Genomic DNA, 23450 nt, shown 5'->3' on the forward strand with positions numbered 1-23450 from the left:
CGGAGGGGGCAGGTCCGCGGGACACCCATACGCAGGGGGACGAGGACATGCGGGACCGACAGGAACCCGAGGACTACCAGGGGTACGCCGGGCACACCGAGCTCGACGGGTACGACTTCGAGGACGGGGGCGGGGGCGATGCGGGCGGCGATCCGGGCGCACCGCGCCGCTCCGGTGCCCGGAAGGCCGTCCTGGCCACCGTCGGCGGAGTGTTCGCCGCACTGCTGGCGGTCGGCGGGTACGGCCTGCACACCATCGTGACCACCGTGCAGGGCGGGTCCTCGAGCGGCGGCAGCGGCGGAAGCCAGGCGTCCGGGAGCGCGACGCAGACCCCGCAGGCACCGGCGACCGCCGAGGAGGCCGCCGCGGTGACCACGGACTTCCTGGCGGCCTGGGGCCGCGGGGACGTCACGGCCGCCTCGGCGCTGACCAGCCGGCCGGAGGCGGCCCGCGCGGCGCTGGCCGCCTTCCAGGAGAACGTGCCGGCCCGCACGCTGGCGCTGACCGCGACGGGACCGGCGGGCGGCGCGGCGGGCGGCACGGCGGGCGGCACGGACGGGGAACCCCTCGTCGGCTTCCGGGTGAAGGCCGAGTTCGAGGGCGCGACCGGTGCCTGGGAGTACGACAGCACGCTCGGCGTCGTCCGGGGCGGGAGCGGCAAGGCCCTCGTGCACTGGACGCCGGCGGTGCTCCACCCGCACCTCGCCCAGGGCGGGACGATCGCCGTGAAGGCACTGCCCGACCCGGTCTCCAAGCCGACCGACCGCAACGGCAAACCGCTGGAGGGCTTCCCCTCGCTGGCCGCCGTACTGCCCAGGATCACACCGGCCGACGGCGGGACCGTCGTCGGCGGGCGGGCCGTGGTGCTCTCCGCGGCCGGCAAGGAGCCCGAGCAGTTGTACGTGCTCACCCCGCCGAGCGCGCCACAGGTGAAGCTGACGCTGGACGCCGAGCTGCAGCGGGTCGCCGAGGAGGCGATCAAGCAGCAGGCCGCGGGCGGCAAGCCGGCTTCGCTGGTGGCGATCCAGCCGAGCACCGGCCACATCCTGGCGATGGCCTACTCGCCGAGCGGGCACAACCGCGCGGTCTCGGCCGGCCAGGCTCCCGGCTCCACGATGAAGGTGATCACCTCGGCGGCCCTGCTGGAGGCCGGGGTGACCCCGGACACCGTGGTGCCCTGCAAGGACACCACCAACTCGCCCCGGCAGTGGCACAACGACGAACGCGGCGACTTCCCGTCGTACACGCTCGCCGACGACTTCAGCCACTCCTGCAACACCGGCTTCATCGACAAGGGCCTGGAGAAGCTGCAGCCCGGAACGCTCGCCAAGGTGGCCCGCGACCAGTTCGGCCTCGGCCTGGAGTGGCACATCGGCATCGACAGCCGGGACGCCACGATCCCGGTGCCGCGCACCAATGACGAAGCCGCCGCCGAGTACATCGGCCAGGGCACGATCCAGGTCAACTCGCTCGCGATGGCCTCGGTCGCCGCCACCGTGCAGAACGGAACGTTCCGCCAGCCCGTCCTGCGGGCGGACGCCAAGCGCGTCACCGCCCCGGGCTCGCTGCCCGCCGGCGTCGCCAAGGACCTGCGCGCCATGATGGCCAGAACTGCCACCCAGGGCACCGCCCGCACCCCGATGGCCGGCCTCACCGGCCAGATCGGCGCCAAGACCGGCACCGCCGAATCCGGCGGCACGGCCACCAACAGCTGGTTCATCGCCTACCGCGGCGACCTCGCCGTCGCCGCCGAGGTCGACGGCGGCGGCCACGGCTTCGCCGCGGCGGGCGTGGCCGCCGCCCAGGTCCTCAAGGCCGGCGGCAAGGGCTGACGGCCCCCACCCCGGAGCCCGCCACCCACCCGGGCCGGACGGACGTCGTCGGCCCGTACGCCGACTTCCGCCTCCCCGGCGGCCGTGTTCGCGAGAGTGGGTTCTGGCTCAACTTCCTTGCGCAGGCTGCGGAGGTCGAGTCAGAACCGCTTCACGTACACGCGGCCGACGGGTCGCGAGCGGCACAGGGTCCAGACCCAGCTTGCTCCGGCACGAGTCGACGGCGCGGGTGCCCAGGCGGTCACGGCGTCGTGATCGGCGGCGATCGCGTGCAGCTCGTGCGCCTTCTCCTGAGCTTCGACCATCCACGGCGCCAGCGGGTCCTCTCGAAGGACTCGCTCGAAGTGTTCGCGGGCCGTGTCCGGATCACCGCCGAGTGCGGCTGCGATCCCGGCGTCGAAGCCGTCCGAGAGGAAGCCCCGGCGCACCGGCCCGGACGTCAGACATCGGGCGACGTCCGGCAGAGCCGGGAACGTCGCCCTCAACACCGTCACGTTCGCGGCCGCCTGTCGGGCGAGTTCGAGTGCGGGATGCCGACGGCGGATCGCGGTCGCGCTACCTCGCGGAGGCGCAGGCCTGCGCCTCCGCGAGGTAGCGCGCCACCGGGCCCAGGGTCAGCAGTCCGCTGGCGGCGCCGGCGTGTTCCGCGGCGGCGTCACGCAGGGCGGCCGCGGCGTGCGCGGCGGTGCCGGGCTCGTCGAGGCGTACGGCGGCGCGGGCGGTCAGGCACCACATGGCCTCCTGGAGGTGGTCGCGCGGTGGTTCGGGTGCCGCGGCGAGGGCGGTACGGGCCTCCTCGGCCCGGTCCTGGGCGAGCAGCACCAGGGGGCGCGTCCAGGGCCGGTAAGGGCCCCAGTCGAGGTGCGGGTCGGTGGGCGCCGGCCGGTCGTGCAGCAGGCGCAGTCCCAGCAGGGCGAGCGGGAACAGGCCGCGGTGCAGCCCCGGCATTCCGGCCGTCCGGAGGGCGTCCTCGGCACAGCGGTACTGCGCCGCCGCCGTGGCGGCGGTCGGTCCGCCGGGTTCGGTGCTGCGGGCGGCGGTGGCCCGGGCCCTGAACCACGCGGTGAGGACGGGGACGAGGGACGCCTCGGTGGTGGCGGCGAGCCGGTCGGCCGCGTCCGCGTGCGAGGTGGCGGCGTCGAGGTCGCCGAGGGCCGAGGCCGACTGCAGGCGGACGAGCCGGCCGAGGACGGCGAAGTTCGGCAGCTCGTGCCGGGTGGCCAGGTCGAGGATCTCGGCGCCGGTCCTGTCCCGTGCCGCCGCGAGCCCGGGGCGGGCGAAGGACTGCAGGAACACCCCGTTGAGGGCGAAGGCCAGCAGGGCGGGATCGGCCAGCCGCCGTGCCAGCTGCTCCGCTTCCCGGGCCGCCTGCTCCGCGTGCCTCCGTTCGGTCCCGGACAGATCGGCGCTGCGGCTCTCGACGGCGACCGTGGCCAGCAGGCGGGCGCGCAGGTCGGCGGGGCCGTCCGGGCCGAGCCCGGTGAGGGTGCGTTCGGCGGCCGCGACGACGGCGCGGGACTGCTCGGCGTCGTCGGCCCGGCTCCAGAGGGCGGGCACGTCGTAGGCGCCGATGATCCGGGCGGTCAGCGCGAGGTCCCCCGCGCGTTCCGCCGCACGGACGGCGGCGAGGCGGTCGCGCCGGGAGTGGACGAGGGCGTCGCCGCCCGCCAGCGCGAGGGTGCGGGCCAGGTCCACGGTGGTGCGCGGGCCGAGCCGGACAGCGGGGCCGGTCCACGCGGTACGTCCGGCGTCCGGGGGCGCGGTCCCGTTGAGGATCTCCGTCTCCAGACGCTGGAGCTCGGCACCGGGGTCGAGTCCGAGCTGGTCGACGAGCATCGCGCGGGCACGGCGGAGGGTGGCGAGCGCGTCGGCCTGGCGGCCCGCGCGGTACAGCGCGCGGGCCAGCAGCTGCCAGGCCGGCTCGCGCCACGGGTGTTCGGCGACGTGGGCACCCAGGCCGGCGACGAGGTCGGCCCCTTCCCCGGAGTCGAGGAGGATGCGGGCGCGCAGTTCCACCCCGTCCAGCCTCAGTTCCTCCAGCCTGGTCCGCTCGCGCTGCGCCCATGCCGAGCCGGTCACATCGGCGTAGGCGGGACCGCGCCAGCTCGCGAGTGCCGCGCCGAGGTCGGTGACCGCGTCGGGGCTGCGGCGGGCCCGGGCCAGGGTGTCCTCGAACCGGTGGACGTCCACGTCCTCGCGCGGCAGGCGCAGTGCGTAGCCGGGGCCTTCGGTGACGAGTACGCGCGGCGGGGTGCGGGGCGGCCGGTCGGGTTCGAGGGCGCGGCGCAGCGCGGCGACGAACGTCCGCAGCGCACCGACCGCGCGGGCCGGCGGATCGGTCCACAGGTCCTCGACAAGGGTGTCGGTGGTGACCGTCCGTGCCTCGGCGGCGACGAGCCGGGCGAGGACCTCACGATGGCGGGGTCCGCCCAGGTCGACGGGGCCGCCGTCGTCGCCGAGGGCCCGCACCACGCCGAGCACGTCGATTCGCATGCCCCCATCCTCCGTGCCGGGGGCCGGCCGCGCCCGACCGTACTGATCGGTTGCTGATCGCCGTCGCCCAAGCTGGTCCGGTCAAGTCCCCGACCCGAGAGTGCGGTCCCTCATGACGCTCACCCTTCCCGGTTTCGATCACCTTCGCCTGCCCGGTGCGGACGGTGTGGAGCTGGCCGCGGCCGTAGGCGGCAGTGGCAGCCCGGTCGTGCTGCTGCACGGCTTTCCGCAGACCCACCTGATGTGGCGGCACGTCGCGGAGCGGCTCCGCGACGAGCACATGGTGATCTGTCCGGACCTGCGCGGCTACGGTGCGAGTGACAAGCCCGCGGCCACCGACCCCGATGTGTACGCCAAGCGCACCATGGCCGCCGATGTCGTGGCCCTGGCGGCGGAACTCGGTCACGAGCGCTTTGCCCTGGTCGGCCACGACCGGGGCGCCCTGGTCGCCTTCCGGGCGGGGCTGGACCACCCCGAGACCGTCACCCACCTGGGCATCCTCGATGTGGTGCCGACGCTCGACATGTGGAACGTCCTGCGCGGCGTCCCGGCCGCGGTCGGTTACCACCTCTTCCTGATGGCTCAGCCGCCGGGCCTGCCGGAGGCGATGATCGCGGCCAGCGCGGACGCGTTCTTCGGCTCGTTCCTCGACGCCTGGGCCGCCGACCCGGCCGCCGTGCCCGAGGACGTGCGTGCCGAGTACCTGCGCGCGAGCGCCGCGGCGGTGACGTCGATCGTCGCGGACTACCGGGCCTCGTCGGACATCGACGTCACGCACGACCAGGCGGACCTGGACGCCGGGTCGCAACTGGCCATGCCCGTGACGGTGGTCCAGCAGGACTGGGGCGCGCAGCTGGGCTTCGACGCCGCCGGGGTGTGGAGGGCGTGGGCACCGGACCTGGACCACCGGCTGACCCGCGCCGGGCACTTCATGGCCGAGGAGGCACCCGACGAGATCGCGGCGGCGGTCCGGGACCTGCTGGCCCGCTGAGCCCACCGCGCGGCGGCAGTGATCGCACCCCGGCCAGCCCCGGGCCGAGCTGGGTCCGCCGGGGGGCGCTAGCCTCCGGGCATGGCTGAAGCGCGGCACCCCCACCGGATCATCACGCGGCTCGTGGACGGAGGCGTCTGCGCCTACGACCTGGCCGGGGAGGAGCGCGGTCCGCTGTCACCCGTCCTGGTCCGCCCACCGGCTCCCGGGGACGACATCGTCGGCCACGCCGTTGCCGCCGACCTTCAGCGGGTCTACTACACGACGCAGAACGCGGTCGTGTGCGTGACACCGGACGGCGTCGAGGTCTGGAGGTCCGGGCTCGAACCGGAGTCGTCCGGTCGGTACGGACACGCGCCCGGCTGCGTGCTGTCGCCGGACGAACGCGTGCTCTGGGTCTACCGCCCCGACGCCATGGCGGGCCGTGACCGCCCCGACCAGTGGGTCGCCCTGGACGCCCGCTCCGGGGCGGTCGTCGCGCAGGCGGACCTGCGGACCGCCGGGCACGGCGGAGTGCAGCTGCCGCACCGACCGAGCGGCCAGATCCTCCTCAACGTGGGGGAAGGACAGGACGGCACGGCCGTCTACCGCGCCTCGCTCACCGAGGCCGGGATGGATCTCTTCCAGTACCCCTGGGACGACCGATGCCTCATCGACCTGTCGCCCGACGGCCACCGGTTCATGACCGTCAACCACGACCAGGGGGACATCACCATCCATGCGTATCCCGGCGGCGAGGCGGTGTTCACCCTCCCGGTGGACGCCTTCGGGCACAACCCCGACGAGGCCTGGGTGGAGTGGTCCGGTGGGCATCTGAGCCCGGACACCGTCGTCGTCACCGTCGTCGGCGAATCCGAGGACGGGGAGGAATGGTTCCGCCACTACCGCGTCGACGCCCGCTCCGGCCGGGTCCACGCGGAGTTCGACGCACGTGGGGAGGACCCCTACGACATCCACCCCCTCGGGGACGGCACCTGGCTCACCACGGACCCGTCCGGACACCCGGTGCGCTGGACCGATTCGTAGCCCGCCCTCCCCGCGCGGTAGGAGGCCGGCCGGCGGCGGAGTCGAAGTCATCGGTACGAACGTTGTCCCCTTCGCGGACCGGGGTTCAGCCGTGGCCGCACGTCCTGTCGTCCGACCCGAGGAGTGGTGCAGTGTTCAAGTCCGGCAAGGCCCAGGAGGAGCCCGTCATCGTCGTCCGTGACTCCCGGCAGGTGGAGGCGGACCTGCGGCGGGCCCTGGAGACCGCCGAGGCGGGCGAGCGGGCGGGGCTCGAGAGAGCCCTGCGGATCGTCATGGAGACGGTGTCGGCGCCCGATGCCGGGGTGCGCCGGCGGTGGGTGCGGGAGGTGCTCCACGCGTCGGGCGCCGATGTCCGCGACCAGGTCGGGGCGGTGAAGGCGTTGCGGACAGCCCGGCCCGGGCTCTCCCTCGCCGCCGCCTACCAACTGGTCAGGGAGGCGGGCGAGTAGCGGGCCCGGGAGCCGCGGGCACCGCCGGGGAGGGACGGTGCCCGCGGCGTCCGCGGGGTCAGCAGCAGCCGGGGGGCGGGCAGACGGGGGCGGCCTTGACGCAGACGGTGACGGAGTCGGTGTTGTCGGCGCGGTGGAGGTCCGTCTCGGTGGCGTGCACCGTCGCCGTGTTGGTGACGGTGCCCGGGGCGGTGGCCTTGGCCCGGAGGGTGAGGGTGACGGAGGCGTCGGGGGCGAGCGTGCGGACGCTCCACTCGCCGCTGTCGGGGTCGTAGCTGCCGGTTCCCGTCTCGGCGGAGAGGAACACCAGGCCGTCCGGGAGGGGGTCGGTGACGGTGACGCCGGTGGCGGTGTTGGGTCCGGCGTTGCGGACGGTGATCCGGTAGGTGACGGTCTGGCCGACGGTGACGGTCGTCTCGTCGGCGGACTTGGTGACGCTCAGGTCGGCCGCCGGGAGGACTGCGGTGTCGGCCGGGCCGGAGGTGGTGGTGAGGGGTTCGGGGGTGGGGCCGAGCCGGTTCTCGTAGGTGGCGGTGGCGGTGTTGGTGACGTGCCCGCCGGCACTGTCCTCGTCGATGGTGACCCGGTACTCGACGGTGGTGCCGTTCGGCAGGGTGTCGGTGTTGGGCAGGCTGCCGCCGTGGCCCGCGGTGGCGCCGTTTCCGAGGGCGAACGTCACCCGGTTGCCCACCGGGTCGTAGGAGGCCTGGTCGTCGCCCGGCCGGTCGGTCTTCGCCCCGGTGTTGGGGCCGTCGACGATGCGCAGGGTCCCGGGCAGGTAGGTGGTGCCGTCCGGCACGGTGTCGGTCAGGAGGAGGGCTTCGGCGTTGCCGCCGCCCTCGTTCCTGGCGACGATCCGGTAGGTGATGACGTCGCCCACCTGGAGGGGCCCGTCGGGGACGGCGGACTTGGTGACGGTGACGGCGGGGGCGGTGCCGAAGAAGATGCCGTCGAGGAAGTTGCCGACCGACTGGTTGCCGCCCGCGGAGGCGACCGAGCGGAAGGCGAAGCGGGTGACGGTCTGCCCGGCGGGCACGGTGTAGGTGCCGGAGTAGAAGCCCCAGGCGGTGGTGCCGTCGGTGAACTGGCGCTGCTGGACGACCGCGCCGGGGCGGCCGATGTCCAGGGCCATGGTGTCCTGGCCGAGCCGCCCGCGGTGGTAGAGCCGCCAGTACAGGGTGGCGCCGGGGGTGGTGGGCAGGTCCTGGTAGAGGGTGGAGACCTGGTTGGCGTTGAGTTCGGCGAACTGGGTGCCGTCGGCGGAGGGGACGCCGTTGAAGCCGTCGTGCCAGAGCTCGATGAGGTGGTCGGTGGCGGTGGTCAGCCAGCCCGGGACGCGGTTCGGGCTCTGGGTCTGGGAGGCGTCGGGCAGCAGCGCGTTGCTGCCGGCGGGGACGGCGGGCTGCTCGAAGCTGCCGTTGACGAGGGTGATGCGGGACGGGGCGGGAGTGGTCACGTTCTTCCCCTTCGTTCCGGTGCCGCACACCGGCGGCATCCGGGTTCAGGGTGCGGCAATGGTTCTTGTACGGACGAGAGCGCGGGGACCGGCTCCCGGAGCACGGACGAGCGCGAACCGCGCCGGATCGCGCCCCGCCCCGCCGCGACCGCCGTGCGGTTCACCGTCCCGGCGCTTCCCGCCCGCAGAGGCAGCCCCGACCTGCACCGGGGCAGCGGCCATCGTGAACAGGAAGGGCAACGCCTTCGGCACCGGCCTGCGCTCCGTCGGCATCGGCGCGGACTCTGCACGCCGCGCGGAGAACTCATGGGCGCCGGGGCCGATTCTGCGGCAGGCTCGGGGATTCGGGTCCGAGGTTCGGACCCGGTCTTCGGGTCCGAGGTTCGGACCCGGTCTTCGGGTCCGAGGTTCGGACCGGAACAGGAGGGGAAGAGGTGGCGGACATGCCAGGACCGACGGTGCGCGCCAATGAGACCACGGTGCCGGTGCTGCCGTGCGTCTCGGTCGACGAGACGCTGGAGTTCTACCAGGCCCTCGGGTTCGAGGTCACCTACAAGCAGACCCGCCCCTACGTCTACCTGGCACTGGAGTGGAGCGGGTTCGCGCTGCACTTCGGGACTCCCCCCAGGAACATCGAGCCGAGCCACGAGGACGGCGGCGGCTGCCTGGTACTCGTCGACGAAGTCGCGCCGTACCACGCCGAGTTCACCCGGGCCCTGCGCGCCGCGTACGGGCGGACGCTGTCCAAGGGCCGACCGCGCATCACCCGGTTCAGGCCGGGGGCGAGCCGCTTCACCCTCGTCGACCCGTCCGGGAACTCGATCATCTTCATCCAGCGGGACGAGCCCGCGGAGCTGGAGTACGGCGGCTCCAAGGACCTCGCCGGCCTGGCCAAGGCCCTCGACAACGCCCGTGTCCTCAGCGAGTTCAAGAACGACGACCGTGCCGCACTGCGGGTCCTGGCGACGGCTGTGCGCCGGCACGGGGACACCGCCGCGCCGTTGGAGGTCGCCCGGACGCTGGCCACCCTGGTCGAGCTCGCCACCGCGCTGGAGGAGACCGACGGTGTCGACGAGTGGCGCCGTCGGCTGAACGCGCTCGACCTCACCGAGGCCGAACGTCACCGGGCCGCCGCCGGGCTCCGCGACGCCGAGGCGCTCCGGCTGTGGCGCGACGGCGCGGACCCGGACGCGGGAACCGTCGGCACACCCTGACGTTCCGGCACGCGGGGTCGGTCACCACCGGGCCGGGTGGCGCGCGGGGTTCGTAGGATGGGGGCGAAGCTCCTGGGGAAAGGGGGCTCTGCCAGGGCGGACGCGGCGGAGGAAGCGTGATGGAGCAGGGCACGACGCATCAGCTGCTCGGACGGCACCGGGAGTCGGAGGAGCTCGACCGGCTGCTGCGCGAAGTGCGTCACGGGCGAAGCCGGGTGGTGGTGCTGCGCGGTGAGGCGGGGATCGGCAAGTCCGTGCTGCTCGACCACGCGGCCGCCCGGGCGACGGGGATGCGGGTCGTGCGCACGGAGGGCGTCGAGGCCGAGTCGGAGTTCGCCTACTCGGGCCTGCAGCGGCTCTGCGCCCCGCTGCTGTCGCACCTGGACGGGCTGCCGCCGGTCCAGCAGGACGCGCTGCGGGTGGCGTTCGGCCTGAGCGGCGGGCCCGCGCCCGAACTGCTGCTGGTCGGAATGGCGGTGCTGGGGCTCTTCGCCGAGGCGGCCGCCACGAGCCCGCTGGTGTGCCTGGTCGACGACGCGCAGTGGCTGGACCTGATGTCGCTGCGGATCCTGGGGTTCGTCGGCCGTCGGCTGGACGCCGAGTCGGTGGCGCTGGTCTTCGCCGAACGGCTCGCCGACGGGGAGGGCGAGCTCGCCGATCTGCCGGTCCTGCCCCTGCGGGGGCTGGCCGACGCGGACGCCCGGACCCTGCTCGGTTCGGTGCTGCCGGGGCCGGTGGACCCCCGGGTGCGGGACCGGATCGTCGCCGAGACCGGCGGGAACCCGCTGGCCCTGCTCGAGCTGCCGCAGGGGCTGTCGGCGGCCGAACTGGCCTTCGGCTTCGGCGGACACGGCCCCGCCCCCGTGCCGAACCGGGTCGAGGAGGGCTTCCGCCGGCGTGTCGACGCGCTGCCCGCCGACACCCGGGCCCTGCTGCTGCTCGCGGCGGTCGAGCCGGTCGGCGACGAGCTGTTGCTGTGGCGCGCCCTCGGCCCCCTGGGCATCGGGCCCGGGGCCGCGGCGCCCGCCGAGGCCGCCGGGCTGCTCAAGCTGGGCGCCCCGGTGCGGTTCCGGCACCCGCTGGTGCGCTCGGCGGTCTGGCGCCGCGCCGACGCCGCGGACCTGCGGGCGGTGCACGCCGCCCTCGCCGACGCCACCGACGCCGAACGCGACCCCGACCGGCGGGCCTGGCACCTCGCCCACGCGGCGGTCGGCCCGAACGAGCCGGTCGCCGCCGCGTTGGAACGCTCGGCGGACCGGGCCCTGGCGCGCGGCGGCCGGGCGGCCGCGGCCTCGTTCCTGGAACGTGCCGCCGCGCTCAGCCCCGACCCGGCGCAGCGGGCCCGGCGGGCGCTGGCCTCGGCCGGGGCGCATCTCGCGGCGGGCGCGGCCGACCGGGTCCCGGACCTGCTGGCCGCCGCCGAACTCGGGCCGCTGGACCGGCTGCAACGGGCCGGGGCGGGCCGACTGCGGGCGGGGGCGGCCGCCATGGCCGACCCCGGGCCGGGCGCGATACGGCCGCTGATCGCGGCGGCCGTGACGCTCGGGGAGCTCGACCCGGCCGCCGCGCGCGAGACCTGCCTCGCCGCGTTCGGGGCGGCCGTGCGGGCCGGACGGCTCGACGGGGACGGACTGCGGCAGGTGGCGGAGGCCGCCCGCGGCCTCGCGGCAGGCGGGTCGGCGGGCGGCGGGTCGGCGGGCGGCGGGTCGGCAGGCGACGGGGAAGTGGGCGGCGGGTCGGCAGGCGACGGGGAAGTGGGCGGCGGGTCGGCAGGCGACGGGGAGGTGGGCGACGGGGACCGGACGGACGGCGACGGGGCCGCCGGAGCGTTCCTGCACGCCCTGGCCGTCTGGACCGAGGACGGACCGGTCAAGGCCTTCCCCCCGCTGGCGCGGGCGCTGCGCGCCGTCACCGACGGGGACGACCGGGCGGTCCCGGCGGTCCTGGAGCCGGCCGTGGACTCCGCCGGGGAACTGGGCGACCTGGCGGCGTGGCTGGCCGTCACGGACCGGGCGGTGCGGTTCGCCCGGACGACGGGCGCCCTGTCGGTCCTCTCCACGGCGCTCCCCCACCGGGCGACCGCACTGGGCCTGGCAGGGCGCTTCACGGAGGCCTGGGACCTGCTGGCCGAGGGAGCGAACACCGAGGAGCCCGCCGGGGCGGCGGCGCGCCTGGCCGCGACCGGCCTTCTGAGCGCCCACCGGGGGCGGGAGCGCGCGGCCCTGGAGGCGCTGGAGACGCTGGAGCGGGAGGGCGAGCGACGCGGCCTGGGCCGCTCGATCGCCGTGGCCGCGTATGCGCGGGCGGTGCTCCACAACGGTCTGGGCAACTATCCGCTCGCGCTGGAGGCCGCACGGCGCGGCCTGGAGCACCAGGACCTCGCCGTGCACCACTGGACCTGCCTGGAACTGGTCGAGGCGGCCACCCGCACCGGCGGCCCCGACGCGCCGACAGAGGCGCGCGAGGCGCGGGAGCGGCTGGCCGACCGCAGCCTGACCGGCACCCCCTGGGCACGCGGCGCGGCGGCGGTCGCCGACGCCCTGACCGGGCCCGAGGAGCACGCCGAGGAGCGCTACCGGGACGCGGTCGAACACTACGACCGGGGCGGGCTGCCGGTGTTCGGGGCACGGGCCCGGCTCCTGTACGGCGAGTGGCTGCGCCGCCGCAACCGGCGGGCCGAGGCCCGCGCCGAGCTGCGGACGGCGCACGACGCCGCCGCGGCGATGGGCATGGAGGCGTTCGCGGAGCGGGCCCGGCGGGAGCTGCTCGCCACCGGCGAGACCGTCCGCCGCCGGACCGTCGACGCGCCGGCCCTGACGCCGCAGGAGACCCAGATCGCCCGGCTCGTGGTGGCCGGGCACTCGAACGCGGAGATCGGGGCCCAGCTGTTCATCAGCCCCCGGACGGTCGAGTGGCACCTGCGCAAGGTCTTCGTCAGGCTGGGGATCGCCTCCCGTCGGGAGCTGGACGGGGCGCTGTCGGGCGGCCTGTGACCACGCGTCGGGCGCCGCCGGGACGTCCGCCGTGATCGGCGTGACCGGCGTGGCCGGCCTGGCCGGCGTGGTCGGCGTCCCCCTGCGGCCAGTGTCCCCGCCCGGTCGGCCTCCCGGTCCGGACCGCGTGGTCAGAGCCGGTCGGCGTCCATGACCGCCCGGGCGAACGCCGCCGGGGCCTCCTGGGGAGCGTTGTGCCCGACGCCGGCGAGCACCCGGTGCTCGTACGGGCCGGTGAAGAACTTCCGGTACCCGAGGCCGTCGGTGGAGGCCAGGAAGGGATCGAGCCCGGGATCCAGGGTGATGGTCGGAACACCGATCGTGGGCCGGTCCGCGAGCCGCTGCTCGTAGCGGTCGTAGCGGGGTTCGCCGGCCGCGAGCCCCAGCCGCCACCGGTAGTTGTGGGTGACGATCGCGGCGTAGTCGGGATTGTCGAAGGCGGCGGCGGTGCGTTCGAACGTCGCGTCGTCGAACTCCCAGGTCGGCGAGGCCTCCTCCCACACCGCCCGGCACAGCTCCCGGCGGTACTGCGGGTTCTCCAGCGCCCGCCGGCCGCGGTCGGTGGCGAAGTAGTACTGGTACCACCAGGTGTGCTCGGCCTTCGGCGGCAGGGGGTTCTGCTGCGCCCGGACGTCGGTGACGAGGTACCCGTTCACCGACACCAGGACCCGGACCCGCTCCGGCCACAGCGCCGCGACGACGTCGGCGGTCCGCGCGCCCCAGTCGAACCCGGCCAGGACCGCCCTGCGGATCCCCAGCGCGTCCAGGAGGGCGACGACGTCGAGCGCCACCGCGGACTGCTGCGCGTTGCGGACCTCGGTGGGCGACCGGAAGGTGGTGCTGCCGTGGCCGCGCAGGTACGGGACGATCACGCGGTAGCCGGCCTCGGCCAGCAGCGGGGCCACGTCGACGTAGCTGTGGATGTCGTACGGCCAGCCGTGCAGGCAGACGGCCACGGGCCCCCGGGCCGGTCCCGCCTCGGCGTAGCCGATGTCGAGCACGCCGGCGCGGACCTGCTTCAGGCCGCCGAACGCAGGGGCCGGGGCGGGGCCGCGGGAGCGGTCGTCGTCGGCGACGGCGACGGTGCTCGCGGCGGCGGCCCCGGTGGGCACGGCCACGGCACCCATGCCCAGACCGACCGCCTTGGAGAACGTACGCCTGTTGATCATGTTCGATCCTTTCCTGGAAGCTGATCCGGAAGCTGATGACGTTCTGACGTTCTGACGTTCTGATGCGCCGAGGCCCGGCTCACGGCTGGAGCCGACCCGCGCCCGCGGTTCGGTTCAGGGCGTCGCGCAGCGCCGCCCTGGTGGTGATGCCGAGCTTCGGGAAGACGCGGTAGAGATGCGAGGCGACCGTGCGCGGCGAGAGGTGCATGCGCCGGCCGATCTCCTTGTTGGTCAGCCCTGCGGCTGCCAGGTCCGCGACCCGGCGTTCCTGCCAGGTCAGCGGGGTGAGGACCGGCACTGCGGTACGGTCCGGCCGGTGCGCCGAGTGCGCGTCGGCGAGGACGGCTCCCCGGGGGACGGTTCCCGAGCGGACGGCGACGGTCCACCCGGGCAGGGCGGCGGAGTCGAACCGCGACGCCACTTCGGCACGGACCGCGATCAGCAGCCGCACCCGGCTCCCGGCCAGGCGCCGCCCCACGAAGCCGAGCACCTCGGCACTGGGATCGTCCAGCCACTGCCCGTCGTCCACGACTAACAGCAGCGGCTGCCGCACCGCCGCCCGGGACAGCAGCCGGAGGACGGCTGTGCCCAGTCGCACGACCGACGGCCGGTCGTCCTCGGCCCGGCCGAAGACACCGTCGAGCACGGCTCGGGTCGCCTCGTCCGACCGCGCGACCTCACCGAGCAGCGGATGGAGCAACTGGTGCAGTCCGGCGTGGGGCAGCCGGGCCTCCGCCTCGACCCCGGTCACCCGCACGACGCGGTGCCCCTCCCGCTCCGCCGTGACGGCGGCGCGACCCAGCAGGGACGTCCGGTCGACTCCCGGCAGCGCGCGGAGCACGAGGGCCCGGCCCGCCGTGCTCCGCGCCAGCGCCGCGAGTTCGGCGTGCGCACGCTCCCGCGCCACCGGCAGCCGGCCCGCACCGTTCCGCTCGTTCACGTTCTCGTCCTCGTTCACGTTCTCCGTCGGCATCGGTTCCCTCCGCCGTCCGCCGTCCGCCGTCGATCGGGTCTCGCCCGCACGCCCCGGTGGCCGGACCGCGCCACCGGGCGTCAGTCGCCGACACCGGCCGCGCGGGCCATGTACGCGGCGTACCACGACGGCCAGTCCGGATCGTGGTGACCGAGCCGGGCCTCGTACTCTCCGTGGGCGAGCGCCGCCTCGCGCAGCGCCTGCTCGACCTCCGCCGCCGAGCGGTAGACCACCTGGGTGATCCGACCGGGCCGCCGCGTCGTCACCTCCTGCAGGACGAAGGTGTTGCCGTCCGGGTCGGCGAACGTCACGAACGAGCCGTAGGACTGCCGGCTCGGGTGCGGCCCCGTGACCCGGCCGGTCGAGCCGGCGTGGTGGAACACACCGCCGGCGTCGTGGAACACCTCGCCGACGTCGACACCGCGGGCCACCAACTCGGCGCGGGCCGCGACGACGTCGTCCACGACCAGGTGCACGCCCCGTTCCGAACCCGGCGCCGCGTCGGTCACGCCACTGCCGACGATGATCGACGCGGCCGAGCCGGGCGGCGTCAGGTGCACGACCCGGAAGCCCCCGGGGCCGGAGAAGTCGACGTCCTCGCGGAAACCGATCCGCGTCCAGAACTCCTTGGCCCGGTCCACGTCCGAGACCGGCACGACCACGACCTCGAGCTTGAGATCCACCGTCATCTGCTCCTTCTGCGTCGACGGGTGCCGGGAGGGCACCCGCCGACAACGATCCCGGGAGCGCCGCCCCGTCGCCCCAGGGACGGACCCTGGTGGAGACCCTGGCCCGGGTGTCCCCGGCCAGGGCCCCGGGGGGGTGGACCAGGGTTGGACACGGGCTCGACGGGAGCGCACCGACCGGCAACCTGGGTCCAGCGATCACCGGCCCGACCCGGCCCGACCGCCCGACGCGGACCGTCCGGCCCGCCCCGACCCGAGGAGCACGAGAACACACCATGGCCACCATCCACCTCACCGAGCGGACGCACGCGACACCGGAACAGTTCGTGGCCTGCCTCACCGACTTCGGTCCGGGCCGCCGGGAACTGTTCGGCAACAGCGCGGACGAGTACCTGAAGGTCCACACCCGGGGCACCGACCGGGCCGATGTCACCGAGGGCTCGGGCGGTGTCTGGGAGCGGCTGCACTACGACTGGTCCGACCCGCACCGAGTGGTGATGACCACCGTCGACTCCAACATCTGGGGCGGCGCCTCCGGACACACGTACACCTTCACACCGCTGCCGGACGGCACCACACGGCTGGACGCCGTGGTGGTGCGCGAGGGCAAGAACCTCCGGGGACGACTCACCGGCCTGCTCCTGGGCAGCGTCGGCAAGGGCGTGCTCGCGAAGGCCCTGAGGAACACGGCCAGGGCCGTCGAGGCCCGCTCCCTCCCGCCCCACGACCGCCCCGCCCCCGACACCCCGAACGCCCCGCACACCCGCTGACCGGAGCCCGGAACCCGGAGCCGTCGAGGTGGGGAGCAGGCGCCACCGAGCGGATCCGGTCGGGCTCGCGGTCTGCGCCGCCCCGGTCCCGGTCCGGACGTCGCGCCGGACCGGGAGACCCGGCGGTGCGGCTGTGTCAGTCCCGGGTGGTGGCCGGGAGCCGGGCGAGGACGGCGGCCGCGCGGGCCGGGTCGGCGCGGAGCCAGGCGGTCGCGTGCTCCCGGACGGCGTCGGCGACGCAGGTGCGGACGGGGCCGTTGCTCAGCCGCGCGCGGGCGGCGCCCTCGAACTCGGGCCGGTCGAGCTTCACCGACACGATCGCCGTCAGGCCGGGGCCGAGCCGGGCCGGGGTGGGTACGTACTGGCCCCCGGCGACGGCGGTGAGCGCGGCTGCCAGGCCGTCGCGGAAGCCGAGTTGGTGGGTTCCGCCGTCGGTGGTCGGCCGGCTGTTGGCGTAGCCGGTGACCTGTTCCTCGTGGGAGTCGGCCCAGCACAGGGCCACTTCCACGGTTCCCTCCATGTCCGGGCACTCGCGTTCGAAGGCGAGCACCTCCGGGTGGGGCGGGGCGCCCTGTTCGGCGAGGCGGTCGCGCACTCCCCCGGGGTAGCGGAAACGGACGGAACGGGGCCGGCCGGGGTGCCGGTCGTCGGTCAGGGTGATGTCCAAGTCACGGTTCAGGAAGGCCAGTTCCCTGAAGCGGTCGGCCAGTGTGTCGAACGAGAGCGTCAGTGCCCCGAAGATCCCGGGATCGGGGCGGAAGGAGATCGCCGTCCCGCTGCCCCCGTCCGCACCGGTCCGGACGGGCGCCCCGACCCGCACTCCCCGCTCGTACTCCAGCACCCAACGGGAGCCGTCGCGCCGAACCTCGGCCGTCAGGTGGCTGGACAGGGCGTTGACGACCGACAGCTCCGCAGCGAACCTGCTGCCGGCCGGCGAGCGCCGGCCGACGAACGGGACCCCGCCGCAGAGCACGGACAGGCATTCCTCCAGCGCACGGCCGTCGCGGTGTCCGGCGTGTCCGACCGGGTGGCCCCTGCCGTCGTCGGCGACCGTGACGCCGCCGTCCGCGGTGAGGGTGATCCCGATCCGACCGGCCGTGCCGTTCAGCGCCTCGTCCAGCGCCGGCTCGGCGGCGTCGAGCACCAGCTGGTGCAGTGCTCGCTCGTCGACCGGTCCGATGTGCATCCAGGGCCGCGCCCGAACCGCCTCCAGGCCCTCCAGGACCACGATCATGCCGGCGTCGTACGTCACGGGCTCCTCGCCCGTTCCCTGGCTTGCTCCCTCGCCCGTTCCCTCGCTCACGCTGCCCCCTCCGAGAGTCTCCGACAGAGCTCTCCAGCCTACGGAATTCTCAGGAGAACACCAGGTCAGTGGCGGTGCGGCACGGCCGTGGACGGGCGCCTGACGGACGATCGGGGGCGGTCGGCCGGGAGGGGCCCGGACCGTCGCGGCAGAGCCGCCGCGAGCCGCTCACGGCCCTGGGAGGCGCCCTTCCCGGCGGCCGCGGGACCGGGAGTCCGAAGAGAATTTCCCGTGCCCGACCCGCGGCTGTCGCGGAGGCCGGGCACGGCCGCGGCGGCGGTCAGGGGTGGCGCCGCGGCCGCGGTCAGAGGTGGGGCCGCGGCGGTCCTGCGGGCGAGGCCGTCCGACGCGGTGGCAGGGGCAGGAAGCCGCTGGTGCGCGCGGCGTACTCGGCCCAGCCGGGCCGCTCCGCACCGAGCCGGCGTTCCAGCATCGGTTTGCCGCTGCCGAACGCGAGCAGGTAGGTCATCAGGACGGGGCTGAGGACGAAGGCCCAGCCGACCGGGCTGTCCGCGGCGAGCAGGAACAGGCCCCACCAGACGCAGGCGTCGCCGAAGTAGTTGGGGTGCCTGGTCCAGCTCCACAGGCCGCGGTCCATGATCCGGCCGCGGTTGGCGGGGTCCGCCTTGAAGCGGGCGAGCTGCCGGTCCCCGACCGCCTCGAAGAGCAGGCCGACCGTCCACAGCGCGGTGCCCGCCCAGGCGAGCGCGCCGGGCGGGTGGGGAAGGTACTGGGCGGCCTGGACGGGCAGCGAGACGAACCACACCAGAGCGGCCTGGAGCAGGTAGACGATCCGCAGGGCGTACCGGGTGCGGGCCGGTCCCTCGGGGGCCCGGGAGAGCATCCGGGCGTAGCGCGGGTCCTCCGGGGCGCCGCGGGCGCGCCACCACAGGTGGGCGGAGAGCCGAAGGCCCCAGACGGTGACGAGCAGGGTGGCCAGCAGTCGGCGCCCCGGGTCCCCGTGGCCCTGCGAGAGCGCGAGGCCGCTCAGCGCCACGGCGGTGAACGCCAGCCCCCAGGCGACGTCCACGCCCCGGTGGCGCCCGCTGCGCACCCCCACCGCGAACGCGGCGAGGAGGACGGCGAGGGCGACGGCGGCGGTGACGGCGAGGTTGAGTGCGAAGGCGGTGGCGTTCACGGCCGCTCCTCCTTCCCGCCGAACGGCCGCTGCTCCTCCCGCCCGGAGGGGGAGGTCGGCACCGGTGCGTCCGTCGCCCCGTCGCGGGTGAGGAGGAGCTGGTGGAGGTCGAGATAGCCGGTGCGGAACCCGGCCTCGGAGTGGGCGAGGTAGAGCTCCCACATCCGCCGGAACACCTCGTCGAAGCCGAGGGCCGCGACCTGCGGCGAGCGTTCGGTGAAGCGTTCGCGCCACAGGCGCAGCGTCTCGGCGTAGTGCGGTCCGTACGCGTCGGCACGGGTGAGGCGCAGCCGGGTGTGACGGGTGGCGCTCTCCTCGATCGCCCGTACGGAGGGGATCTGGCCGCCGGGGAAGATGTACTTGAGGATCCAGGTGTAGGTGCGGCTGCTGGCCACCATCCGGCCGTGGGGCATGGTGATCGCCTGGAGGGCGACACGTCCGCCGGGTGCCAGGACCCGGTCGAGGGTGGCGAAGTAGTCGGGCCAGAAGGGCCGGCCGACGGCTTCGATCATCTCGACGCTGACCACGGCGTCGTACTGGCCTTCGGCGGCGCGGTAGTCGCACAGCCGGACCTCCGCCCGGTCCGCCTGCCCGGCCGCGGCGATCCGCTGCCGGGCGAGAACGAGCTGCTGCTCGGAGAGGGTCAGGCTGACGACGTGGGCGCCGCGCCCGGCGGCGCGCAGGGCCAGTTCGCCCCAGCCGGTGCCGATCTCCAGCATCCGGGTGCCGGGACCGACGCGGGCGAGGTCGAGCAGCCGGTCGATCTTGCGGTGCTGGGCTGCGGCCAGATCGTCGTGGGTGGCGAGCGGCGCGTGGGCGGCGCCGGTCGGGAAGAGGGCGGCGGAGTAGCTCATCGTCGGGTCGAGGAACAGCGCGAACAGGTCGTTCGACAGGTCGTAGTGGCGGCCGACGTTGCGCCGTGTGTTCGCCGCGGTGGAGAGTTCCTCGTCCGGCGGCCGCTGGACGTAGAGCCGGCGCAGCCACCGCGTGCCGGTCGGCACGAGGGTCTCGGGGGCGGTGGCGAGCGCGGTGAGCAGTGCGACCAGGTCGGGGCTGTCCCAGTCCCCGGCCTGGTAGGACTCGCCGAAGCCGATCAGGCCGCCCTCGCCGACCCGGTGGAGGAAGGCCCGGGGGCGGTGCAGGCGCAGGACCGGCGCCCCGGCCGGCGCGGGTCGCAGGACGCGGCCGCCCGGGAGTTCGACGCGCAGGCCGCGCCGCGAGGCCGCCCGGCGCAGCAGGCGCGCGGCGACGGCGGCCCGCAGCGGCACGTCCGGCACTCGGGCGACGTCCGGCCAGCGCGCGGGGTCGACGGAGGGTGTCGGCGTCGCGGCCGGGGGGACCGTGGTCGTCATGGGGCGGGTACCTCTTCCGTGGGAGCGGGCCGGTCGTCGGGCCGGGGCGCGGCGGCCGCGGGGCAGGCAGGGGTGGCGGCGGAGCGGTCGGTGGTGTCGGCCGGCCGGGGACGGACCGGCAGGCCGCTGAGCCACAGCCGGATCCCCCGGTAGCGGATGTGGAGGCTGACGGCCCAGGTGGCGAACGGATGGGTGAGCGCGACCCGCAGCAGGGCCGCCGGGCCGGCCGGTCGTGCGGCGCCGCGCACGGTGGCGGTGAAGGCCGGCTCGCCCCGGCGCTCCAGGTGGACCGCCAGCCGGAGCTGGTCCCCCGGTTCGGGCAGCACCATGCGGTAGCGGCCGTCGACGGGGAAGAACGGTGAGACGTAGAAGTCCTTGTCGCACTCGCCGCGGCCCTCGGGGTCGGGCGCCAGCAGGTAGCGGTGGCGGCCGCCGTAGGTGTTGTGGACCTCGGCGACGGTGCACAGCGGGCGGCCCTCCGCGTCCCGGCACCAGTACACGGTCAGCGGGTTGAACACGTGTCCGAGCGAGCGGGCCTGGGTCAGCATCAGGACCCTTCCGCGGCCGAGCCGGACACCGTGACCGAGGAGGTAGCGCTCCAGGTCGTGCCGGACCGTCGGCGGGTCGTCGGCGGCCGCGAGGGCGTGGTCGCGCGGCAGGAAGCGGGCCAGTGGCCGCAGCGGGCGCGGCAGCACCGGCAGGTCGTCGAGGTCCACCAGCCACAGGTAGCCGGCGTGCCGGAACGCCCGTCTCCGGGGTGCGGTGCGCACGTGCGTGGTGACGGTGTCGTAGAGGACCGCGCGCCACGGTCCGGGCAGGTTCGGGGCGGGCGAGGCGGTCACGGCGCGCTCACCCCCAGCAGGGAGTGCGCGGCCTGGACGCCGGAGCGGCAGCCGTCCTCGTGGAAGCCCCAGCCGTGGTAGGCGCCGGCGAACGCGGTGCGGGCGGTGGCGAGGCCGGGCAGCCGGCGCTGGGCCGCGACCGTGCGCGCGGTGTACACGGGGTGTTCGTAGACGGTGCGGGACAGCACCCGCTCCTCGGGGATCGGCCGCTGCCGGTCCTCGTTGAGGGTGACCAGGTAGTCGGCCTCGGTGTCCAGCCGCAGCAGCCGGTTGAGGTGGTAGCTGACCCGGACCCGGTCGGAGGGCGCGGTGCAGTGGGGCATCCGGTAGTTCCACGATCCACGCGCCGAGGGCGCGGCGGGAAGGACCGTCGGGTCGCGGTGCAGCACCGTCGGGTTGCGCGAGTAGCGGAAGGCGCCGAGGACGGCGCGCTCGTCGTCGCTCGGGTCGGCGAGCAGCCGGAGCGCCTGGTCGGCGTGCGTGGCGACCACCACGGCGTCGGCCTCGGTGCTGCGGCCGTCCGCGCGGACCACGGTGACCCCGTCCGGGTGCCGGCGCACCGCGCGCACGGGCGCGGACCGGTGGACGGTGGTGAGCCGCTCGGCGATCCGCTCGACGTAGGTGCGCGATCCGCCGACGACGGTGTGCCAGGTCGGTGAGCCGCCCACGCCGAGCAGGCCGTGGTTGCGCAGGAAGGCGAACAGGTAGCGGGCCGGGTAGTCCCCCGCCAGGTCGGGGGCGCAGGACCACACCGAGGAGACGACCGGGGTCATGAAGTGGCTCACGAAGTAGGGTCCGAACCGGCCGGCGGCGAGGAACTCCCGCAGGCTCGGCTCCCCCGCGTCCGGGTCGGCCAGCAGCCGGCGGGCGCGCCGGTGGAACCGGGGCACCTCGGCGAGCATGCGCAGGTACCGGCCCCGGACCACCACGTCGGGGCGGCCGAGCAGTCCCACCGGTCCCCGCGCGCCCGCGTACTCCAGGCCGCAGCCGTCGCAGCGTACGGACATGCTCATCTCGCTCTCCTGGGTGCGGACCCCGAGTTCCGCGAACAGGCGCACCAGGTGCGGGTAGGTGCGGGCGTTGTGCACCAGGAACCCGGTGTCCAGCGCGAGTGCCCGCCCGGCGCGGTCGACGGCGTCCTGGGTGTGCGCGTGGCCGCCGAGGCGCCCGTCGGCCTCGAACAGCTCGACCTCCACCCCGGCCCGGGTGAGCTCGTACGCCGCGGTGAGCCCGGCGACGCCGGACCCGACCACCGCCACCGTGCGCGGACGCGGGCCCCCGCCGGGACGCGGCCCGACCCGCGCGGGAGCCGGGACGGCGGCAGCGCTGACGGCGTTACCGACCGCGGCGGCGTCGGTTCGGGCGGCGGGGACGGTGTCGAACGTGGTCACGAGGGCCCCTCCGGTCGGGGCCGCGACGGGGCCCGCATGGTCGTTGCACCAGGTGTTCGGAACAGACCGGGGAACGGATTGGCCCGGCGCCGCACGCCCCGGGGGCAGGGACACGGTGCCGCATCGATTCCGCGCGTCGGCTTCCCGGCCCGTGGGCGCCGCGGTCCGCTCCGGCCGGTGTCGGCGCCCACCGGAGCGTCCGGGACCCGGGCCGACGAAGGGGCGCGTCGCTCCGACGCCGCCCGCGCGCGGCCGGGGAGACTGTGCCGACGGAACCCGAGGAGCAGCCGGTGACTGTGGACGGTTCGCGGCAGGACGGGGAGCGCGGGCCGGAGTCCCCCGCTCGGTGGTGGGAGGAGGGCGAGGAGCCGGACTACCGGGCGACGATGGCCAACGAGCGGACGTTCCTGGCCTGGTCCCGTACGGCGCTGGCACTGCTGGCCGGGGCGCTGGCGGTCCTGGGACTGGGGCAGGTGGGCCCGTACGGCGTACGGCTCGGGCTGGCCTGCTACCTGATCCTCCTCGCGGTGGCGGCGACGGTCTCGGGGTACTGGCAGTGGCGGGTGCGGCAGCGGCGGATGCGGCTCCGCGAGCCACTGGGCCACAGCACGGTGAACGCGATGGTGGGGCTCGCGTTCCTGGTCCTGGCGGGAATCGTGGTCGCCGCCGTGGCCGTCGGCCCGCACTGACGCCCGGCCCGCACCGCCCTGGCGCCCTGCCCCGCCCTGCCCCGCCCTGCTCTGCTCTGCTCTGCCCGGCGCGCGCCGTTGCGGCGGTGTCCGTGTCGTAGTCCGCGGCGCCTTCGGCCCCTCGCAGTCAGATGACCGATGCCCGCCGGCTCCGGGTCGGCCAGAGTCGATCTCGCCGGGCAGGACAGCGCCCCCGATCCGGGGAGCGACCGCTCGGCGGCCGCCCCGCACCGCACAGCCCGCGCGGCCGGCCACCCGACCGAACAAGGGAGATCGCCTTCATGAAGCGCACGGCACGGACCACGGCCGCACTGCTCCTCGCAGGAGCCGCGGCGACCGGCATGCTCGCCGTGAGCGCCGGAACCGCCTCGGCGGCCGGCTACGCCAACTCGCTCACGTACACCTTCGCCAGCGGCGACAGCGGCGCCAACTGGAACGAGTGCAACAGCAGCAAGCGGGCGCAGAACGGCATCCTCGACCGGTCCGGGAACCTGGACCCGCAGGTGTACTACTACTGCGCCCCCGGGCAGTTCGCGCACGGCGAGCAGGCCGTGAACCTCTGGTTCCGGCACCGCGCCTGACGGTCGGAGCGGTCCGAACGACGCCGGGCCCGGGCGGGACCGTGTGCGAGGCGGCCTCGTCACGGCCTGTTCCGGCCCGGCACTGTCAGTGGCACGGCCGAG

20 protein-coding genes are annotated in these 23450 nt (G+C 75.3%); 9 read left to right on the forward strand and 11 right to left on the reverse strand.

Going from position 1 to position 23450, the window contains the following annotated elements; genetic code table 11:
* Positions 1-47 precede the first annotated feature (47 nt).
* Positions 48-1832 (forward strand): penicillin-binding transpeptidase domain-containing protein, encoded by a 1785-nt coding sequence (locus BLU95_RS01780; protein WP_159424719.1) that lies wholly within the window; start codon positions 48-50, stop codon positions 1830-1832.
* A gap of 140 nt (positions 1833-1972) precedes the next feature.
* Here the strand turns inward: BLU95_RS01780 and BLU95_RS01785 are convergent, their stop codons facing one another.
* Positions 1973-2260, reverse strand: a complete 288-nt coding sequence (locus tag BLU95_RS01785; protein ID WP_093858348.1) for a hypothetical protein — start codon at positions 2258-2260, stop codon at positions 1973-1975.
* 127 nt (positions 2261-2387) lie between these two features.
* Positions 2388-4325, reverse strand: coding sequence for an AfsR/SARP family transcriptional regulator (locus BLU95_RS01790; protein WP_093858349.1), 1938 nt, complete (start codon positions 4323-4325; stop codon positions 2388-2390).
* A 112-nt stretch (positions 4326-4437) separates the two neighbouring features.
* Here BLU95_RS01790 and BLU95_RS01795 point away from each other — a divergent pair, with 112 nt between their 5' ends.
* From BLU95_RS01795 to BLU95_RS01805, 3 genes are all read left to right on the forward strand, one after another.
* On the forward strand, positions 4438-5316 hold the full coding sequence (locus tag BLU95_RS01795; RefSeq protein ID WP_093858350.1) for an alpha/beta fold hydrolase: 879 nt from the start codon (positions 4438-4440) through the stop codon (positions 5314-5316).
* A gap of 81 nt (positions 5317-5397) precedes the next feature.
* Positions 5398-6342: a hypothetical protein gene (locus BLU95_RS01800; protein WP_093858351.1), complete on the forward strand. Its 945-nt coding sequence runs from the start codon at positions 5398-5400 to the stop codon at positions 6340-6342.
* Positions 6343-6473: 131 nt separating this feature from the next.
* On the forward strand, positions 6474-6791 hold the full coding sequence (locus tag BLU95_RS01805) for a hypothetical protein (RefSeq protein WP_093858352.1): 318 nt from the start codon (positions 6474-6476) through the stop codon (positions 6789-6791).
* A gap of 58 nt (positions 6792-6849) precedes the next feature.
* Here BLU95_RS01805 and BLU95_RS01810 read toward each other — a convergent pair whose 3' ends face one another.
* Positions 6850-8247, reverse strand: coding sequence for a CLIPPER-2 domain-containing protein (locus tag BLU95_RS01810; RefSeq protein WP_231978199.1), 1398 nt, complete (start codon positions 8245-8247; stop codon positions 6850-6852).
* 443 nt (positions 8248-8690) lie between these two features.
* On the opposite strand from BLU95_RS01810, the gene BLU95_RS01815 reads away from it, so the two are divergent.
* On the forward strand, positions 8691-9461 hold the full coding sequence (locus BLU95_RS01815) for a DUF8817 family protein (protein WP_231978201.1): 771 nt from the start codon (positions 8691-8693) through the stop codon (positions 9459-9461).
* A gap of 119 nt (positions 9462-9580) precedes the next feature.
* Positions 9581-12454, forward strand: coding sequence for a helix-turn-helix transcriptional regulator (locus tag BLU95_RS01820; protein WP_093858355.1), 2874 nt, complete (start codon positions 9581-9583; stop codon positions 12452-12454).
* Between the two features lie 131 nt (positions 12455-12585).
* Here the strand turns inward: BLU95_RS01820 and BLU95_RS01825 are convergent, their stop codons facing one another.
* The 3 genes from BLU95_RS01825 to BLU95_RS01835 form a co-directional block, all read right to left on the reverse strand.
* The gene (locus BLU95_RS01825; RefSeq protein WP_093858356.1) at positions 12586-13623 is read right to left on the reverse strand and encodes an alpha/beta fold hydrolase; all 1038 of its coding nucleotides are present in this window, start codon (positions 13621-13623) and stop codon (positions 12586-12588) included.
* A gap of 79 nt (positions 13624-13702) precedes the next feature.
* Complete coding sequence (locus BLU95_RS01830; RefSeq protein ID WP_093858357.1) at positions 13703-14596, reverse strand: response regulator transcription factor; 894 nt, start codon at positions 14594-14596, stop codon at positions 13703-13705.
* Positions 14597-14676: 80 nt separating this feature from the next.
* Positions 14677-15279: a VOC family protein gene (locus BLU95_RS01835; RefSeq protein ID WP_093864565.1), complete on the reverse strand. Its 603-nt coding sequence runs from the start codon at positions 15277-15279 to the stop codon at positions 14677-14679.
* Between the two features lie 278 nt (positions 15280-15557).
* Here BLU95_RS01835 and BLU95_RS01840 point away from each other — a divergent pair, with 278 nt between their 5' ends.
* Positions 15558-16052 (forward strand): SRPBCC family protein, encoded by a 495-nt coding sequence (locus BLU95_RS01840; RefSeq protein WP_093858358.1) that lies wholly within the window; start codon positions 15558-15560, stop codon positions 16050-16052.
* Positions 16053-16188: 136 nt separating this feature from the next.
* Here BLU95_RS01840 and BLU95_RS01845 read toward each other — a convergent pair whose 3' ends face one another.
* From BLU95_RS01845 to BLU95_RS01865, 5 genes are all read right to left on the reverse strand, one after another.
* Positions 16189-17304 carry a DNA topoisomerase subunit B gene (locus tag BLU95_RS01845; RefSeq protein ID WP_231978203.1) on the reverse strand — a complete coding sequence of 372 codons (1116 nt, stop codon included), beginning with the start codon at positions 17302-17304 and terminating at the stop codon, positions 16189-16191.
* Between the two features lie 355 nt (positions 17305-17659).
* The gene (locus BLU95_RS01850; protein ID WP_093858359.1) at positions 17660-18493 is read right to left on the reverse strand and encodes a DUF1295 domain-containing protein; all 834 of its coding nucleotides are present in this window, start codon (positions 18491-18493) and stop codon (positions 17660-17662) included.
* Positions 18490-19845, reverse strand: coding sequence for a class I SAM-dependent methyltransferase (locus BLU95_RS01855; RefSeq protein WP_093858360.1), 1356 nt, complete (start codon positions 19843-19845; stop codon positions 18490-18492). The genes BLU95_RS01850 and BLU95_RS01855 overlap by 4 nt, the downstream gene beginning before the upstream one ends.
* Positions 19842-20687: a DUF1365 domain-containing protein gene (locus BLU95_RS01860; RefSeq protein ID WP_502689787.1), complete on the reverse strand. Its 846-nt coding sequence runs from the start codon at positions 20685-20687 to the stop codon at positions 19842-19844. Before BLU95_RS01860 ends, BLU95_RS01855 begins: the two co-directional genes overlap by 4 nt.
* The gene (locus tag BLU95_RS01865; protein ID WP_093864567.1) at positions 20684-21946 is read right to left on the reverse strand and encodes an NAD(P)/FAD-dependent oxidoreductase; all 1263 of its coding nucleotides are present in this window, start codon (positions 21944-21946) and stop codon (positions 20684-20686) included. Before BLU95_RS01865 ends, BLU95_RS01860 begins: the two co-directional genes overlap by 4 nt.
* 422 nt (positions 21947-22368) lie before the next feature.
* On the opposite strand from BLU95_RS01865, the gene BLU95_RS01870 reads away from it, so the two are divergent.
* Together BLU95_RS01870 and BLU95_RS01875 are read left to right on the forward strand one after the other, a co-directional pair.
* Positions 22369-22767, forward strand: a complete 399-nt coding sequence (locus BLU95_RS01870) for a YidH family protein (RefSeq protein ID WP_197698694.1) — start codon at positions 22369-22371, stop codon at positions 22765-22767.
* Between the two features lie 281 nt (positions 22768-23048).
* Complete coding sequence (locus tag BLU95_RS01875) at positions 23049-23348, forward strand: hypothetical protein (RefSeq protein ID WP_093858361.1); 300 nt, start codon at positions 23049-23051, stop codon at positions 23346-23348.
* The last annotated feature ends 102 nt before the right edge of the window (positions 23349-23450 follow it).

It is taken from the genome of Streptomyces sp. TLI_053 (genome assembly GCF_900105395.1).
Classification (GTDB): domain Bacteria; phylum Actinomycetota; class Actinomycetes; order Streptomycetales; family Streptomycetaceae; genus Kitasatospora.

What these genes read in the sequence shown, in the direction of transcription:
- BLU95_RS01780 (WP_159424719.1), top strand. Translation starts at nt 48, where the DNA reads ATGCGGGACCGACAGGAACCCGAGGACTACCAGGGGTACGCCGGGCAC.
- BLU95_RS01790 (WP_093858349.1), bottom strand. Translation starts at nt 4,325, where the DNA reads ATGCGAATCGACGTGCTCGGCGTGGTGCGGGCCCTCGGCGACGACGGC.
- BLU95_RS01795 (WP_093858350.1), top strand. Translation starts at nt 4,438, where the DNA reads ATGACGCTCACCCTTCCCGGTTTCGATCACCTTCGCCTGCCCGGTGCG.
- BLU95_RS01800 (WP_093858351.1), top strand. Translation starts at nt 5,398, where the DNA reads ATGGCTGAAGCGCGGCACCCCCACCGGATCATCACGCGGCTCGTGGAC.
- BLU95_RS01815 (WP_231978201.1), top strand. Translation starts at nt 8,691, where the DNA reads ATGCCAGGACCGACGGTGCGCGCCAATGAGACCACGGTGCCGGTGCTG.
- BLU95_RS01820 (WP_093858355.1), top strand. Translation starts at nt 9,581, where the DNA reads ATGGAGCAGGGCACGACGCATCAGCTGCTCGGACGGCACCGGGAGTCG.
- BLU95_RS01825 (WP_093858356.1), bottom strand. Translation starts at nt 13,623, where the DNA reads ATGATCAACAGGCGTACGTTCTCCAAGGCGGTCGGTCTGGGCATGGGT.
- BLU95_RS01830 (WP_093858357.1), bottom strand. Translation starts at nt 14,596, where the DNA reads ATGCCGACGGAGAACGTGAACGAGGACGAGAACGTGAACGAGCGGAAC.
- BLU95_RS01840 (WP_093858358.1), top strand. Translation starts at nt 15,558, where the DNA reads ATGGCCACCATCCACCTCACCGAGCGGACGCACGCGACACCGGAACAG.
- BLU95_RS01855 (WP_093858360.1), bottom strand. Translation starts at nt 19,845, where the DNA reads ATGACGACCACGGTCCCCCCGGCCGCGACGCCGACACCCTCCGTCGAC.
- BLU95_RS01875 (WP_093858361.1), top strand. Translation starts at nt 23,049, where the DNA reads ATGAAGCGCACGGCACGGACCACGGCCGCACTGCTCCTCGCAGGAGCC.